The organism is Rossellomorea sp. ABR4_012 (assembly GCF_056159545.1).
Genome location: NZ_JBSWVK010000002.1, coordinates 130582 through 147063, shown reverse-complemented (window position 1 = coordinate 147063; position 16482 = coordinate 130582). Strand labels below are relative to the sequence as shown.

19 protein-coding genes are annotated in these 16482 nt (G+C 44.3%); 7 read left to right on the top strand and 12 right to left on the bottom strand.

Annotation, left to right across the window (positions count from 1 at the left end; translation table 11 throughout):
- Positions 1 to 1449 carry an aldehyde dehydrogenase gene (gene aldA / locus ACXAFV_RS10315; protein ID WP_475126283.1) on the top strand — a complete coding sequence of 483 codons (1449 nt, stop codon included), beginning with the start codon at positions 1 to 3 and terminating at the stop codon, positions 1447 to 1449.
- A 126-nt stretch (positions 1450 to 1575) separates the two neighbouring features.
- Here aldA and ACXAFV_RS10310 read toward each other — a convergent pair whose 3' ends face one another.
- Positions 1576 to 1698: a hypothetical protein gene (locus tag ACXAFV_RS10310; RefSeq protein ID WP_475126282.1), complete on the bottom strand. Its 123-nt coding sequence runs from the start codon at positions 1696 to 1698 to the stop codon at positions 1576 to 1578.
- On the bottom strand, positions 1692 to 1925 hold the full coding sequence (locus ACXAFV_RS10305) for a hypothetical protein (protein WP_475126281.1): 234 nt from the start codon (positions 1923 to 1925) through the stop codon (positions 1692 to 1694). The genes ACXAFV_RS10310 and ACXAFV_RS10305 overlap by 7 nt, the downstream gene beginning before the upstream one ends.
- A gap of 206 nt (positions 1926 to 2131) precedes the next feature.
- Between ACXAFV_RS10305 and ACXAFV_RS10300 the strand changes: the two genes are divergently transcribed.
- Complete coding sequence (locus ACXAFV_RS10300; RefSeq protein WP_475126279.1) at positions 2132 to 2563, top strand: RDD family protein; 432 nt, start codon at positions 2132 to 2134, stop codon at positions 2561 to 2563.
- 51 nt (positions 2564 to 2614) lie between these two features.
- Here the strand turns inward: ACXAFV_RS10300 and ACXAFV_RS10295 are convergent, their stop codons facing one another.
- Positions 2615 to 3034 carry a GNAT family N-acetyltransferase gene (locus tag ACXAFV_RS10295; protein ID WP_475126278.1) on the bottom strand — a complete coding sequence of 140 codons (420 nt, stop codon included), beginning with the start codon at positions 3032 to 3034 and terminating at the stop codon, positions 2615 to 2617.
- 91 nt (positions 3035 to 3125) lie between these two features.
- Here ACXAFV_RS10295 and ACXAFV_RS10290 point away from each other — a divergent pair, with 91 nt between their 5' ends.
- The 4 genes from ACXAFV_RS10290 to ACXAFV_RS10275 all read left to right on the top strand — a co-directional run bounded on the left by ACXAFV_RS10290 (position 3126) and on the right by ACXAFV_RS10275 (position 5712).
- Positions 3126 to 3782 (top strand): VLRF1 family aeRF1-type release factor, encoded by a 657-nt coding sequence (locus ACXAFV_RS10290; protein WP_475126276.1) that lies wholly within the window; start codon positions 3126 to 3128, stop codon positions 3780 to 3782.
- Positions 3706 to 3927 (top strand): VLRF1 family aeRF1-type release factor, encoded by a 222-nt coding sequence (locus ACXAFV_RS10285; RefSeq protein ID WP_475126275.1) that lies wholly within the window; start codon positions 3706 to 3708, stop codon positions 3925 to 3927. The genes ACXAFV_RS10290 and ACXAFV_RS10285 overlap by 77 nt, the downstream gene beginning before the upstream one ends.
- 433 nt (positions 3928 to 4360) lie before the next feature.
- On the top strand, positions 4361 to 5230 hold the full coding sequence (locus tag ACXAFV_RS10280) for a DMT family transporter (protein WP_475126274.1): 870 nt from the start codon (positions 4361 to 4363) through the stop codon (positions 5228 to 5230).
- 194 nt (positions 5231 to 5424) lie between these two features.
- Entirely contained in the window at positions 5425 to 5712 is a 288-nt protein-coding gene (locus ACXAFV_RS10275) for a hypothetical protein (protein ID WP_446245241.1), read from the top strand.
- A gap of 52 nt (positions 5713 to 5764) precedes the next feature.
- Here ACXAFV_RS10275 and ACXAFV_RS10270 read toward each other — a convergent pair whose 3' ends face one another.
- The 9 genes from ACXAFV_RS10270 to ACXAFV_RS10230 form a co-directional block, all read right to left on the bottom strand.
- Positions 5765 to 6661, bottom strand: a complete 897-nt coding sequence (locus ACXAFV_RS10270; RefSeq protein ID WP_475126272.1) for a GNAT family N-acetyltransferase — start codon at positions 6659 to 6661, stop codon at positions 5765 to 5767.
- Positions 6662 to 6689: 28 nt separating this feature from the next.
- Complete coding sequence (locus ACXAFV_RS10265; protein WP_475126271.1) at positions 6690 to 6920, bottom strand: hypothetical protein; 231 nt, start codon at positions 6918 to 6920, stop codon at positions 6690 to 6692.
- Between the two features lie 141 nt (positions 6921 to 7061).
- Positions 7062 to 9038 (bottom strand): phospholipase D-like domain-containing protein, encoded by a 1977-nt coding sequence (locus ACXAFV_RS10260; protein ID WP_475126270.1) that lies wholly within the window; start codon positions 9036 to 9038, stop codon positions 7062 to 7064.
- Positions 9039 to 9657: 619 nt separating this feature from the next.
- Positions 9658 to 10290 carry a response regulator transcription factor gene (locus ACXAFV_RS10255; RefSeq protein ID WP_475126268.1) on the bottom strand — a complete coding sequence of 211 codons (633 nt, stop codon included), beginning with the start codon at positions 10288 to 10290 and terminating at the stop codon, positions 9658 to 9660.
- A complete protein-coding gene (locus tag ACXAFV_RS10250) occupies positions 10283 to 11332 on the bottom strand; it encodes a sensor histidine kinase (RefSeq protein WP_475126267.1) in 1050 nt (349 codons plus the stop codon). Before ACXAFV_RS10250 ends, ACXAFV_RS10255 begins: the two co-directional genes overlap by 8 nt.
- On the bottom strand, positions 11329 to 12060 hold the full coding sequence (gene liaF / locus ACXAFV_RS10245; protein ID WP_475126265.1) for a cell wall-active antibiotics response protein LiaF: 732 nt from the start codon (positions 12058 to 12060) through the stop codon (positions 11329 to 11331). The genes ACXAFV_RS10250 and liaF overlap by 4 nt, the downstream gene beginning before the upstream one ends.
- 112 nt (positions 12061 to 12172) lie before the next feature.
- Positions 12173 to 12826, bottom strand: coding sequence for a PspA/IM30 family protein (locus ACXAFV_RS10240; protein ID WP_475126264.1), 654 nt, complete (start codon positions 12824 to 12826; stop codon positions 12173 to 12175).
- 254 nt (positions 12827 to 13080) lie between these two features.
- Positions 13081 to 13425, bottom strand: coding sequence for a lmo0954 family membrane protein (locus ACXAFV_RS10235; protein WP_475126263.1), 345 nt, complete (start codon positions 13423 to 13425; stop codon positions 13081 to 13083).
- Between the two features lie 170 nt (positions 13426 to 13595).
- Positions 13596 to 15377: a M3 family oligoendopeptidase gene (locus ACXAFV_RS10230; RefSeq protein ID WP_475126261.1), complete on the bottom strand. Its 1782-nt coding sequence runs from the start codon at positions 15375 to 15377 to the stop codon at positions 13596 to 13598.
- 354 nt (positions 15378 to 15731) lie between these two features.
- On the opposite strand from ACXAFV_RS10230, the gene ACXAFV_RS10225 reads away from it, so the two are divergent.
- Positions 15732 to 16463, top strand: coding sequence for a TspO/MBR family protein (locus tag ACXAFV_RS10225; protein WP_475126260.1), 732 nt, complete (start codon positions 15732 to 15734; stop codon positions 16461 to 16463).
- Positions 16464 to 16482 lie beyond the last annotated feature (19 nt).

The window sequence follows — 16482 nt, the reverse complement described above, 5'->3', positions numbered from 1 at the left end:
ATGAAGAATTATCAACTATATATCAACGGACAATTCACCAATGGTTCATCCGGTGAAACGATAGATGTGATCAATCCTGCAACCGAAGACGTCATTTCGACCATCCAGAAGGCAGCGGAAGAGGATGTGAACACTGCGGTTGAAGCAGCTCACTCCGCATTTCTTTCATGGGAGAAGGTGCCTTCTAAAGAAAGAGCTTCCTATCTGTATAAAATAGCAGATAAGTTAGAGGAACGAAGAGATGCATTCGTTCAAATGCTGACAGAAGAAAACGGGAAGACACTCGATGCCTCTGAAGCAGAAATCGACCTTGCCATCGAGTATTTCCGCTACATGGCAGGATGGGCACTCCGTTACGAAGGCGAAATCCTCGAAAGCGAACGCTCCAATGAAAATATCCTTGTTTATAAAAAGCCGATCGGCGTTGTGGCTGGAATCGTTCCTTGGAACTTTCCGATGTTCATTTTGGCAAGAAAGCTCGCACCCGCCATCGTCACCGGCTGCACGATCGTGTTGAAGCCCAGTCAGTATACGCCGAATACAGCGTGCGAGTTTGCAAAAATCATCGAAGAAGTGGAGCTTCCTAAAGGGGTCTTTAATCTTGTGACAGGAAAAGGTTCTGATATTGGAAATCCTTTATCAGGACACCCCAAAGTCCGTATGGTTTCCATGACAGGCAGCTACCCTGCCGGTTCAAAAGTAATGGAAGCTGCTTCAAAATCGATTACCAAGGTTAACCTGGAACTCGGCGGCAAAGCGCCTGCCATAGTGACGAAGCACGCGGATATCGACCTTGCCGTCGAAAAAATCAAAACATCGAGAATCACAAATTCCGGCCAGGCCTGTACGAATGCAGAGAGGGTCTATGTGCATGAAAGTATAGCCGAAAAATTCATCAGTAAGATCACCGAAGCATTTAAAAATACAGCTGTGGGAGACCCAACCAACCGTGACAACGAGATTGGCCCGCTTGTGAATAAAGAACGTCTGGATACAGTCACTGACATGGTCAATAACGCTGTGGAAAACGGGGCGAAAATCCTTACGGGGGGAAAACCGATCGACGCTGAAAACGGATTTTACTATGAACCTACGATTCTCGTAGACGTCAAACAGGACATGGAAATCATACAAGAAGAAATCTTCGGTCCCGTCTTACCAATCATGACGTATAAAGACTTTGATGAAGTGATTGAGCTTGCCAACGACACAGAATACGGCCTCTCTTCTTCGATCTTCAGTGAAAACCTGCACGAAATCATGAGGGCGGCCAATGAATTGCGATATGGAGAAACCTTCGTCAACCGGGAGAACTTCGAAGCCATCAATGGTTTCCATGCGGGCCGAGCCCAATCAGGCATCGGCGGGGCAGATGGCAAACACGGTCTCAATGAATACCTGGAAACTCACGTAGTGTACCTGGAATACGATGAAGATTACAAAGGATAAACAAAATACCAACACACAAGGCCCGTCCCTCGTTGCTTTAAAGCAATGAGGGACGGGCCTTTAAAAAGTGGCAATAAAAAAAGCCCCATCAACAGACAGGACTCTTAGAACCGTTCGTTTGTTTTATTAAGATACGATAAAGAAATTAGCCATAGCGATCAGAAGAAGGATGATGATAATACCGGAGCTCATCCAAAGAATATCACTGAAGTCCATTTTCATTTCTGTCACCTTATCATTTTTTAGCATGCCATTTCACTCCCTTGATGATTTTCTATGAATCCAATGACTTTGAAGTCCGATAGATCAATTTTAGAATTAGTGGTTGTCAAGCAATGGGAACATTTAATCTTCTGCACATTCATCGGAGTACGAAATTCAGTTTCACAGTGACTGCATTCCAAGATATGTAGATCTTCTTCGCTGCCTTTACGATCAAATTGAATACGTTCTCTTCCGCGATTAATGTAGCTCACTTTATATTCTCTCCCGTCAAGTTTGATTTAGTACATATATACCCGGTGATATATCTGTAAAACATTTTTAATCTACTTTTTCAAAAAAACTCAGTCTTTATGCACATTATTTTAGGGAGTTAGTCTTATTCCAGGAAACATTTTCATATAGTAGTAGTCATTATGTTACAATTTTTACAAGATAGAGATATAAAGGGGGAAAGTTTATGATTCAACCGGCAGGGTTCGGAGTCAGATTCGTAGCCAACTTAGTGGATTGGTTAGTCATCAATCTTCCGCTGATCATTATTACAGGGCTGATCACTGGTGAATTTTCAGAGGAAAATGCCTTTGTTTCATCAATTACATTTCTATATGTCCTGATCACTCCAGTTCTTTGGAAGGGGTATGTAGTGGGAAAACGTATCGCCGGCATCCGGATTGTGAAGAAGGATGGCAGCAACGTCCATATCGGAAACATGCTGATGCGAACAATCGTTTCAGGGATCGTTTATGGTCTCACATTAGGGATAGGAATTATCGTCAGTGCATTCATGGTCGGCCTGCGTGAAGACAAACGGGCGATTCATGATTTTATCGCGGGAACATATGTGACCCATGCGAAGCCTGATGAGATGGAGATAGAACCACTTGACTGATTGATTAATAAACAACCAACCTTTGCTTGGCTTAGGTTGGTTGTTTTATGTTTATAATAATCGTTTCTCCATAAAATGCTGTCGAGCACCCTTTGGAAAGTCCTCCAACACCCCGAATTCATGGTAACCCAGCTTCTTGTAAAAATCGGGTGCCTGAAAACTGAAAGTGTCCAATATCACTAAATAGCAGCCTTTTTCCTTTGCATAGCCTTCTATTTTATCAATGAGTTGAACTCCGTATCCTTCCTTCCGATATTCCTCGGCAACCCAGAGAAAATCGATATGAAGATGGTGCCAAAATGTCTCCCCGACGACTCCTCCTACTATTTCATTCTTTTCATTCCTAATCACGAAACTGATTTTCTCCAGGGGTGTCTTCACTTTGTCATCAATGACGCTCATATTATACTCAATCAACTTTTTCCTTATGTAGTCGCTGTCTTCCTGAACCCATTGCTGTGTGATTTTCATCGGTTTCTCCTCCTTTTCTTATGATTCAAGTTTAACAGAGGTCAAACCCGTTTATAGAATAATATAGGCAACATACTAAAGGAGGAGTTCGATGTCTTTTCAAAAAACGATGAACAAGCTTGAAAACTTATCCTTACAGAAACCGGATAAACTATTGACCGTCTATTTGAACACAGACCGCAGTGACCCGGATCAGCAGGGCGGCGAATGGAAAATCGCACTGAAGAATGGATTCAACCGTTTGGAAGAGTATTTGGAGAGTGCCCCCGAAGAACGTGAGAGACTTCAGGCGATCCGCCCAAAAGTGGAAGACTACATTTTAAGTCAGGAAAGGGAACTGCCGAGAAGCTTCATCATTTTCGCTTCAGCCGATAGCGGCATCTGGGAAACGTTCGAGGTGCAGGTGCCGGTGGAAACGAACTTCTATTGGGAAGAAAAGCCAAATCTCGAGCAGTTAAAATCGCTGCATGAAAAGTATCCTTACACAGGGTTAGTCCTGCTCCAGCAGAATCAGATCAAGATTCTCACCTCAGCCTTTGGACAGCTCCAATCGACCGAGTTCATGGAATTTGATCTTGATACCGAGGACTGGCGCAGAAATGAAGGTCCGCATCATGCAGACGTCAGCATGGGCAGCGGAGGCGGTAAAGCCAGCCAGCAGGATGAGTATGATGAGAGGCTTAAAGCCAACCAGCAGCGCTGGTGGAAGAGTCTCGGAAGTATTCTCGATAAAAAAAGCCGCCGATGATAACTGGGAAAAGATTGTTCTCGTCGGTGACAAAGAAGAAGCTGCGGTACTCTCTGAAAATATGAATAAAGACGTACATGATACAATCCAGAAAAATCTTTTGAATGAAAATGAACATAAAGTGATCGAGAAGCTGCTTGCATAATAAAAGCGGAGGCGGCTCGTTCAGAGGCGACAAGCATAAGACAAGACAGACATAAAGGCGTTTTTTGCCTTTTTGGATGGCATGGCTTATGTCTCGAGCCTCTAGCCGCCGGAGCTGGACAAGTAAGAAAAGCGGAAAGGCTTTACATTCGAACAGTAAAAAACCCAGATCCTGATCGCGGTTCTGGGTTTTTTACTGTCTAGAACTTCTTATTCCGCAAAGTTGAATCCTCTCTACCCCATGCCAGTAATATTAATCATTATTATACATAGATTGTTATACCCCTAGAATCTACAATTTAATTGTCGTAAACAATATCTACTTTTTAGAAGAAACCATCATTTCATATTTAGTTTGGTTTAAGGAAGAAAGATTAAAGGAATTACCATTAACATCATTTTCTATCAACATATGGTCGGTTAGGAGGTACACAATGAAATATGCAGGTATAGGTTTAGTTATGTTAGCCGCTATATGCTGGGGCATTAGTGGGGGAATTGCCGATGTTCTTATGAACAAAGGCTGGGATCCGATTGTGATTTCACTTTACCGGGGGGCCGTTGGCTTTATATGTTTTTTAGTGTGGTTTCTCTTTCGATTCAGACAAAATCGGGTCATCTCTCCCCGTTTATTCATTTGCGCTCTGATTGCAGGTGTGGGTGTTGCCGGGAATTTCACTTTTTATTTTTTAAGCATCCAGGCCTCTAGCGTTGCTATAGCCGCTACGTTAATGTACACCGCACCTGTGTTCGTTCTTTTAATATCCTTTTTAATGCGGATAGAACCTTCTACTTGGTTTAAGTGGGGCTGTATTAGCGGTGTTCTCCTGGGAATTATCCTGCTTACAGGTGCCTACAACACTGAATCGATTTCAGTGAGTTTTTTAGGGATGGCCGCGGGGCTTGCTGCCGGTCTTTCCTATGCTTTGTTTATATTCGGGTTTAAAAATGCGTCTTCTATCGGTAATCCGCCCACCACGTTAGCCATTGCTTTTTTTTCATTTTGTCTCATCCTTTTTCTCTTTACGGATAAGAGAGAAGCAGCAGATGTATTGGCATCAAGTGATATAGGATTGTTTTTGCTTCTGGGGATCCTGGGGGCTGGATTGTCATTCACATTGTATGTGATTGGAATACGATGGACTACTCCTGCAAACGCATCTATGGTAGCTATGGTAGAGCCGGTCACAGCTTCATTATTTGGCGTTTTGGTTATCGGGGATCACTTGACCACCATTCAAATTTTAGGAATGGCGGTCATCCTGGTTACGATCACCGTTCTTAGTGTGAAGCAGTCCGACTGAAAAAAGTTTAACTCATCATAAACGGATTTATTTGATCTACTTTCTTTTTTGTAAAACAGCATGTTCTCAGTAAAAAAACATTAGTCCCCAAAGGGAAAACGGAAGCCCGAATCGAGGGATTTTTTACGCTCCTCTCATTCTTACAAGCACCACCCATCCCTCTTTGCATACTTTGTAAACAGGAGGTGTGTGCCGTGCTTTCACGTATAAAATGGTTGTCCTTTTCGATTGAATTATTTCTCGCGGTCCCGGTTTTTGGAAATATTGCGGGTGACGCAATTCCGTTTCTCCTTTGTCTAGTGGCTGTCTGGCATGCTGGTGTACTATATGTATCAAAGTCTGAAGACCAGCCTATTCTAGGAAGTGCTCTTGGAATCATTGCCTCATTCCTGAACTTTTTCCCGATCATCCGATTGATTGCCCACGCGATCACTGCAATTGTACTTATCTTTGAAATTCAGAAGGCCCCCGGGATGGAATGATCAGCTTTCCCACACGAAAAAGGATGCTCCTTTCCCCGGAGCATCCTTTTTCTTATTTCATATCATATTTATAACAAACCATGACAATCTTCTTCTCGAACCCTTCTTGGGTATAGAGCTTCACTGCTTTATCATTTTCTCCGTTAACAGAAATCAAGGCTTTTTCCATGCCGGCTTCCTTTCCGAAACGAAGCCCTTCCCTTAACAGCATCCTTCCGATACCATTCCCCTGCTGATCCGGTTTGACTGCCAGGAGACCGATGAAGGTTTTCCATTCCCCTTCGTCCCATTCCTTTTCAACGTTCAATATCCCTGCCGGAACATCATGGCAGAAGAGAATTTTCATTCCCCCGGGGAGATGTCCCTCCTGATCCTTCATTTCCTTGACCTGCCCGACAGTAATTGGTGTCTCTGCTCCTGCTAATTGAGAGAACGCAGCATTTCTGACCTCACACCATATTTTTTCATCACGGTCGAAGACAAGGTCTTCCAGTCTGTATTTTGGTGGAATATCCACTCGAGGTAAATCCTGTGCCTGCCGTTCGAGCAAATATGATATTCTCTCTATATCAAATCCTAATTCCTCCATTATCTTTCTTACAGCCGGATTCTTTTCATCGATAAATGTATAGACTTTATCTAAATCTTCCCCATGAACTTTTATTTTTTCCCAAAGAGTTTTATAAGCCGCTAACGTAAGGATGGTGCTGTGGAATATCCTGAAGCGCGCCCTGTTTCCTTTGAGGAAATATTCACTACGATACAGGGAAACTGCACCGGCAATCCTGTCTCCTTCCATCAGCAGATAGGTTGGATTCTCTTCTTCATCGACCTTGAAAGCCTTCAACTGGTCCTCATATAGAAAAGAATCATCCACTTCGTGCCGGTGTTTTCGGCAATACTCCAGAAATTCTTCCCTCGTTTTTTCTGTTAAGTGCTCTACTCTCATCGTTCTATCCTCCGAAATCAATCTGACTCTAAATGCGTTCATTGCCTCTTTTAAAATTCCCCGTAATCTTTGCCATAGCTAATTGCCGTTCCTTTTCGCTTTCTGCCGTTTTCACTTTCTCCAGGAATCGGACAGCTTCTTTCCCTTTCAGTACTTTCACTTGCATGCCCTCATAATCTATAAACACCATGCCGCTTTTCGTGACCCGATACTTAAACGGGGATTCATCCAGTCGGCTTCTTTTATCGATATCTCCCATATTCGCGCTCCTTCCTATGAATCACTGTTTATAGGTATAATTCAACAAAATATAACCATTTACCTTTTCAAACAAGACAAAAAAGCAGTCCAATCCTGGGGTTTCTTGCCCCAAAATCGAACTGCTTTTCTCGTTTATTACCTACTGAACGACCCCGCCGGCATTCACATACCGAGCGTTGAATTCCTGCACAAATTGATTTGCAATCGCAGTATCATGGATGATCAGCATGTTTTCATCATTTACGTTATTCCCGTTTTCGCTCCAGTTCGTGGAACCGACGATGACGGTCGGATCACTGGACGTGTCCGCATCGATGATCATCGTTTTGGCATGAAGCTTTCTGCTTTCATTGGCCTGATAAACCGGAGCCGGGTTCGCCCAGCGGATATTCGGGTTGTTTTCGCTCGTCTGGGACGCCGTTCTGCCGGTCATTTCGATACTCGCAGACCACCATTGATTCCAGAAGCTTGCATCGAATAATCCTTTTACATCGAAACCAGTCAATGTACCTTGATTATCGGCATAGCTTCCTTCCCATTTGTTCTTCAACTCATCAACCAAAGCCTGATCGCTCCAGGCAAAAATCGTGAAATATGCACGTTCATCCGCTTCCGTCTTCACTAGCTCGGTCATGCGTCCGACTGCATCATCACCTGATGAAAAATAGACCTCGACTTCTTTACCGCCAATTGTCACTGAGTGAGGAGTGTTATCGATTTTTCTGGTGCTGAAGTTCGAAACCTTGTTATCAGGTGTTGTCGTCCCGCTTCCCCACATCTCCTCAAACTCTGTTTCATATATGGCAGCAAGCTCAGGGGAATGAACTTCGACAACATGCTGCTGATTCCCGTCAAGAATTCCCTGATCCATGTTCTCTTCCGAACCGTAAAGTCCTGTCACCGTAAAGTTCCAGCTGCCTGTAAACACCCATGTATCATCTACCACTGCAAATTTATTATGCATCTGATTGCCTGGTGAGTAATAACTGTCCGCTGCCTTCTCTTCTCCTTCAACGAAAAGATGACCTGTCATCTCCGTGCTCCCCACCATCACTGTACGCTGCGGGAAATCAGTGAAGCTTGCAGGCAGATTGTACTCTGAACGCTTCGCTGCGTCTTCTACGGCAAACATCGGAGAATCCGATAGAATATGAGCATCATCAGCCGTTCCTACGATTGAATCTTTTCCGCGGACAAGCTTCTCTAAATAGAGTCTCATGGTTTCATAGCGTTCAGCATAGTGAGGGTCCGCCCCGTCCTTTGCGTCTGCAAGGATACGCACATCCACACCTTGAGCTGCTTTTTCCATCAGCGTATCAATCACACGCGGCAAATTGATTTCATATGTAGCAAAATCAATCGATGTCGTTGCTTCGTTCAAACGTTCAATCAACTGGTTTTCCAGATTCACATTGTAGTTGGCTTCATTACCTGCAGAAGCATATTGAGTCGAAGCACTTTTGTTAAAAAAGACATTGATTGCGCCCGGTGCCTCACTTACATTCGTAAGGGATTCACTGCCGCTGCCAGCAGGAGGAGGGGATTGCGTATCAGTAGAATTAGACGCTTTCGGTGTCCCATATCCGCCTTCATAGGCAGCAGTCGCCGTACTCCAGCTCGCTGCGCTCGTACCGACAGATGAGCTGTCACTTCTTTCCATCGTCGCTTTTGTCGTATTATCACCTGCATACCAGCTGTCGACCTCATCAACGATCGTGCCGGAAGCATCCTTCAAGTAGATTATTTCATTCGAATTACCAAGACCGCCTGTATAAATCTGGTCCGCTGTCACGCCTGAAATCGTGCTGTCACTCGTTCTTTCTAAAAGAAAATAATCATTCGCTGCCACCGATCCGCTTAACGGAATACTCGGTGACCCGTCCTGAGCTTCGAGCACCCATCCATCAAGAGACAAGCTGGAGGAAGATGCGTTATACAATTCTATCCATTCATCGTTATAGGAAGCAGTCGTCCCCATCCAGGCAACTTCATTGATAACGGCTGTATTGGAAGCTGCCGTCACTTCCTTCCCATCCATGACACCTTGTGGAACCATACTTCCTACAAGTAATAACGCTGTACTGATTACTGACAAAGAAACCTTTTTCACACTCATACCCTTTCCCCTTTCAAAATGAAATGACAAATATAAAAAATAGATTACAGTACAAGTATATTTTGTCTTATTTTGTAGAGTAATAGGCAGAAGGGTGTTATTATTCTTACTATTTTGTAAATAGAGTATTGAGTTTGTAAATTGACATGACTATCCACCCGGGGTATTTCCTTATATTTCATGGATAAAATTGCTCAATCGCATATCGCCGGCCGTCAAGGTTATTGGGTCAAAAGACTCTCAATCTGTTTTGACCTTACTGAAATAGACATTTTCAATATACTCTTATAGGTTGATATGATAACGAAGATGATATTGAATCCTGCTGAATTGAGAAGGGTAGGATATGGGAGGTATGTCGGTTTTATGGGCGTTATATCGAATTTAAGGGCGAAATCCAGAATATAAGGGCGATATTCCAAATTTATGGGCGAATTTCAGGATATATGGGCGATATCTCGAATATATGGGCGAACTACCGATTATATGACAGAAATCGACAACCATTCGCAGGCACTGCTTCGTTCGTAATCAAACTCAAAACGGCAGTCTTGGCTGTTACAGCCTTCCTTACAATATCAACAATTAAAAAAACCCAAAAGCACCAGCTCCCGGGTCTTCATTTTACTAAATCGTGTTTAAACGCATAGATCACAGCCTGCGTGCGGTCCTGCACCCCTAACTTGGAAAGAATATTGCTCACATGCGTTTTCACTGTCTTCAACGCGATGTACAGTTCATCCGCTATTTCCTGATTCGTCTTCCCCTGGGTCATCAGCAGCAGGATTTCGAGTTCGCGATTGGTCAGTTCTTCATGAGGCTCGGAAACCGTCCGCTGCCTCATTCTGGTCATCATCTTTCCTGTCACTTCAGGTTCGAGAATGGATTGTCCGTGATGGGTTTTTCTGACGGCGTCGGCGATTTCACTTGCTTTTGAGGTTTTCAACATATAGCTGACCGCCCCTGCTTCAAGCGCCGGGTATACCTTGTCGTCATCCAAAAAGCTGGTGACGATGATGATCTTTGCTTCCGGCCACTGCTGCACAATTTCCTTCGTCGCCTGAATTCCGTCCATTTCCTTCATTACAAGGTCCATCAGGATGATATCAGGACGCAGCTCGAGTGCAAGCTTTACGCCTTCTTTTCCGTCGGACGCTTCACCGACCACTTCGATATCCGACTGTGCTGACAGGTAGGACGATACTCCGATCCTGACCATTTCGTGATCATCTACAAATACAACTTTAATCATTTTCTTCACCTACATTCTCTACAACCGGCACCTTCACCTCAAGGCGGGTACCTTTATTTGGGATACTGATAATTTTGCACGTGCCGCCGATTTCGATGGCTCTTTCCTTCATATTCTGAAGCCCGTATGAACTCGTTGCTTTCGATTCGTTGACGTCAAAGCCCTGCCCGTCGTCCACTACACGTAAAATAATGATGGATTCCCTTTTGATCAGCAGCACTTCGAGTGACGAAGCTTTGGCATGTCTGAGTGTATTTGAAACAGATTCCTGCAGGATTCTGAACAGATGGTCTTCGACTCCCTTGTCGAGCTTCATGTCTTCGATCTTCCACTGAATTTCCAGAGGGACCTTTTGTGATAATTCGACCAAAAGCTCCTTCATTCCTTCTTGAAGGTTCTTCCCTTTTAGCGCAACCGGACGCAAATGAAGAAGGAGCGCCCTCATTTCGAGCTGTGATTGATGGATCATCTGCTCGACCATCTTGAGCTGTTTTTCTTCCTGAGGCGTGCGTGTCGATGACGGTGTCTCGGTGATGGCGGACATGAGCATGGATGCTGCGAACAGCTGCTGACTGACGGAATCGTGGAGCTCCCTGGCCAACCGGTTACGCTCCTGGGAGACGATTTCCTGGATCCTTTTTTCCTGCTCTTCCGCTTTTTCATTTGCAAGCTTCTGTGAATACCTTGCCTGGTCGGCAAGATGCTTTCCTAATGTATCAACCTTTTTCCATATGTGTTGAAGTTCTGTGACGGATGACTCTGCAGGGGTGAACGTTTTACCCTGTTCCATGTGCAGAAGGGCATCTTCTATTTCATGGAGCTGCTTTTTATGAATCCAGCCAGACCTGAGTCCGAAGACCATTCCTAAAATAATGCTAACCAGCACGATAAATCCGATGCCCGGAATATCCATCACTTCAACTTCCCACAGCAGCGACCAGTCATCAAGGGGATACAGGTAGAAGAATGAGACAGATACCACAATCAAAGCGCTGAGTGAAAAAAGCAATCCGGCTGCAAGCTGTTTCCCGACTGTACTCATATTCTCTTCACCTCTAAATCTCCAATCCAGAGGGAAGTGACTATTTTCACCCGCTGAACGGCTGTCTCGTAGCCGGGGGTTTGATAGTAGAGGGATTGGTTGATCGCTTTCGGTTCCACACTCTCAAATATTTCAATGGAACCCGCCAGCACTGAGTGATGTATGCTTACTTCCACATCATACGGGACAAGGATTTCCACATTCCCTAAGATGTTACGGATCGAGACGACTGAGGTCCCTTTTGGAAGGACGGTATTGCCGATGTCGATGACCGAATCACCAATGATCCCCTGGATGTTGATATCATTCCATTCAAATACGTCCTCAGGTGTACGCTTTGTTCCGAACCATTCATTTTGAAGGGCTGATTTTTTCATGATCAGCGGTTCCTGAGATTGAGTGAACGTTTCTTTGATGGAAGGGGCAATATATTTAGGGTGTTTCTTTGAATCTGCAAAGCGCATGATAATAAAAATTAAGATGGCAAAAAGCAAAAATTTGAAGGCCACTGTATTAAATATATTTATGCCCAAACTGATGACCCCGAACCAGAACAGGATCTTCCCTGATTTCTTATGAATATTCTTACGACCGACATAAATGGCGAAAGCCGCGATAAAAAGAAAGACCAGAACCCCCCCGTCATAAAAGGAGACTTCCAAAAGAATAAGTAAAGTTCCGATCAATATGATCCAGCTGATTCCGTCTGAACGAAGTCGATTTAACAAAGGGGGTTCCTCCTTTCGTGAATTATGTATCCATTCTTTCCCCTAGCAGTATGAAAGAGGGTGAACCCAGGTACTGGGCTCCCCCTTTTTACTGTTAATAGAATACCATGTTTCAGGAAGGAATGGCTTCTGTTTCCTCTTTTTTCATTTCTTTTTCTAATTTTGCAATCTTCGCGTCGATCGTATTGCGGTAGTATGATGAATTAACACCGTGCTCCAGCTGGTCTAAGTACGTTTCGATTTCGTCAAACTTTGAGAACGATCCGTTGTTGTAGCCTGATGAAGTTTCCAGGACGCTGTTCACTTTATTGTGGGCGCGCGCGATGTTTTCTCTTCCCATGAGCTCCATTCTCTTGATATACATATCCTTCAGCTTGTGCTTCATCTCTTCGTACTTTCTCTCGAGTTCATCAAGCTCTTTCGATGCTTTCAACTTGAGGTCAGCGATGCGTTCTGTACGCTCTTCGTAGTATTTTTGTTCCTGAACGGCGAATTCATAAAGCTCTGTTTCGTTTGCATTTGAAGCCACTTCTGCCTGGTATTTTCTTTTTTCGGCAAGTTTTACTGCCTGCTGGTATTCTTTTGCGAATTCTTCTTTTAGAATGTATTGCCTTTCGACCAGCTTTCGTACTTTTTCTACTTCCTGTTCGCATTGTCTTAGGTAGTGGTTCAGTACTGCGATTGGATTTTTCTTCTCTTTTTTATCTAATGCTTCGTGCAGGTCGGACATGACTGTATTTTTAATTCTTTGGAATAAGTTTGGCATGGTTGTTTCTCTCCTTTTGATTGTTATTTTTGAAAATATTGCTGAATGCCGCTTATGATTTCCGTGCAAGACTTCGCTTTCCGCGGGCGGTTGGTGAGCCTCCTCGTCGCTCTGCTCCTGCGGGGTCTCACCTAACTCGCTTATCCCGCAGGAGTCTCCGTCTTGCACTCCAATCAACCGCTGGATGGAACTTAAAATCCTCAAGACATACAACACTGCATTTTGTCTAGGGACCAAGATCTACTGATAAAACCCTAGTTCTTCAATTGAGACCATTCTCTTTCAAAGTTGGTGAATGGGTCGTTTGATTTTTCTTCGATGATGATGTCATCTTTTTTCCAGTTTTTATAGATCACGTAGAGGACGTAAAGTGCGACTAGACCGATGATGGCCGGGAAGTTGGATACGGTGGCGCTGAATGCCGCCAGCCCGATCACGGCCCAGATGACCTTTTTGAACGTTGAGTCTGTTTTTAGAAACGCCTTGAAGCTGTAATACATGATCACCAGGGAAATCGCGAGTCCCACGATCGGTCCTAAATTGGCAAGCAGCACAATCGCCGCGATCCCTCCTGCTACTAGCAAACCGAATTTTTTCATATGTTGTTGCCTCCTTTCTTCTTCATGTCTCTATCCTACCTATTTTCCGGATTTTCCATAACGAGCTCTGGCTTTATTTTCAACTAAGACCTGAGGCTTAGCATGGGTAGGACTGCATATAAAAAAGCCCGTCCCCGGCGCTTTAAAGCGGTGAGGGACGGGCCTTCGATTTAATTTGTCAGTTCAAGGAATTCTTCTACGTCGGCAATACAGAGCTTGATGCCTTTTTCCCAGAATGCTTCCTGGGTGATGTCTTCCCCGAGGTGTTTCATGGCAAGGTCTTCGACATTCATGATGGCGGTGTCGCGAAGCAGGGACATGTACTTTTCTTCATAATTCTCACCAGACTCGAGAGCCTTGGCGTAAATACTTAAAGAGAACAGATAACCAAAGGTGTAAGGGAAGTTATAAAACGGTACACCCGTAATGTAAAAATGAAGCTTGGATGCCCAGAAACGCGGATGGACTTCTCCCAGCGAGCCGGAGAATGCTTCTTTCTGCGCCTCCACCATCAATTCGTTCAGCTTTTCAGCAGAGACGATTCCTTTTTTACGTTCTTCATAGAAGCGGGTTTCAAATAGGAAACGGGCATGGATATTCATGAAGAATGCCACGCTTCGCTGAAGCTTGTCTTCCACAAGGGCAATCTTTTCTTCCTTCGTTTGCGCTTCCTTTACCGCTGCATCTGCGACGATCATTTCCGCAAAAGTGGATGCCGTTTCTGCGACATTCATTGCGTAATTGCGGTTTAGCGTGTGCATCGGACGCAGTGCGTAGGAGTGGAACGCGTGTCCGAGTTCGTGAGCAAGCGTCGATACATTGGACATGCTGCCTGAATACGTCATGAAAATCCGTGATTGGTCACTCATCGGAAATGACGTACAGAACCCACCAGGACGTTTGCCGGAACGGTCTTCTGCTTCGATCCATTTATCCTCGAAGGCTTTTTCGGCAAACCCGGCCATTTCCTTCCCGAAGCGGGCGAATTGTTTCAAGATGAACCGGGCTCCTTCATCGTAAGACATCGTGCTCGTCGACTCGGCAACTGGTGCGTCCTGATCGAACCAATCAAGCTTTTCTTTACCTAATAACTTAGCTTTCCGATTAAGGTATTTTACAAAAGGAGCTTTATTTTTCGTAATGGCCCCCCACATCGCATCGAGCGTTTCCTGCTTCATGCGGTTGTACTCAAGGGGCTCTTTCATGATATTTTCCCAGCCGCGCTTTTTATAGACACTCAAACGGAAGCCGCCTAAATAATTTAGCGTTTTTGCAAATAATTCTTCATTCTGCTTCCAAGCATTTTCTAATTTATCGAAGATGTCTTTCCTGATTTTCTGATCCGGGCTCGACAGCAAATTGTTCGCCTGCCCGACTGACAGCTTCTTGCCGTCATGCGAAATCTCCATGGCGCCGACGATCGTGTCATACATCTGGCCCCAGCCGTGATAGCCATCCACCGCAAGTGCGCCGATCAATGCCTCTTCCGTACTGGATAACTTGTCTTTCGCCTTTTGTCTCCACTCATTCAGTACAAAGGTGATTTCTTTTAACTGTTCGTGCTGAAGCAGTTCATTCCATACTTCTTCAGAGCTGTCAGAGAGCTGCTGTTGAAATTTTGTAAAAACGGAAGAGAAATCCGCGCTGATGCTCGTGATTTCCCCTCTCAGCTCATCGGTTTTCCGGTCGTGCATATTCTGTGCTTCCAGACAGCTTACAAATGCTCCCGCCTGACGCAGATACAGCATCACTTCTTTTGCTTCTTCAATCAGCTTCCAAACAAGATCCGCATCGCTGCCTGACTGCGGCGGGTGAAATGCAAGCGCGTTCTCTTCAAAGTGTGTTTTCATTCTTTTCAGCGTCTCAAGATGTTCCCTGAATTCTTTTGATTCACTGCCACCTTGGAAAAATACATCTAAATCCCATACATCTGAATATGTAGTGTTATTCATAATTGCCCCCTAATTTTTATCTAAATACCTGTCTTAGTATAATTCTCGATTTAGCCTTTGAATCCTTCAACAATTTTAGAGATGTTTCGACTCTCTAAGAAAAGATTAGCATCCTTTAATTGGTGGAAAAGTACCGAGAAAGGCAAATAATTGTTTTTTGCAGTATAAACGCTGACCGTTCCTTTCCGCTTCAATCCACTCTGTTTTTTGAACTATGTTAGTTAATTTCTTTCTAAAAAATATTTACTAAAGCTATCTAGCTTGCTTATTTGCTTGGATACATTTAAAAAGACAATTGTCTTATTAAAGAAGTGACTTTTCTAACCTATACTATTCAATTAAGGAGGATTCCCATTGATAAAATTAATACAGAATATTTTAGCCTATGCACTGGTCATTGTCATGAATACGCTTGCTGTCACGCTGCCTCTCAATGATCAATCGACTTCGGAGATCAGCAATAGATTGGATATTCTGCTGACACCGGCAGGTTATGTATTTTCGATATGGAGCTTGATTTATCTGCTGCTGGGAGTATGGATTCTGCGGCAGATTCCTAAAAGCCGCAGGGACCTGCCGCATTATCAAAAGACGAGCGGGCTGTTCATCCTGAGCTGTCTGCTGAATTCCGGCTGGATTCTTGTCTGGCATTACAATTTCTTTCTTATTTCGGTCTTGGTGATGATCGGGCTGTTCCTGACCCTCGTGGCTCTTTATAGGGCTGTTAAACAGACGGCGTCACCCCTCTTGGATATCGCACCATTTTCTATTTATTTGGGGTGGATCTCCATTGCGATGATCGTCAATATTCTGTATTACTTTACAGACATCGGGCTGATTAAGGAAGGAAGTGCAGGGGTGTACTGGTCACTGACAGGCTTGGTGATCGCCGCTATACTTGCTGTTTTGATGAGAGTCTCGCAAAAAGATTGGCTGTACCCGCTTGTCTTCGTCTGGGCATTTATCGGAATCGGCATGAATAACCTAGGAGAACATCAGGCATTCGCTTATACAGCCTACACCCTTGCCCTCATCGTCCTGCTTGTCACCCTCTTTTACCGCAAGACCCGCGTCCCAGCGAGTTAAAGGGGGTGGGACGACGGTC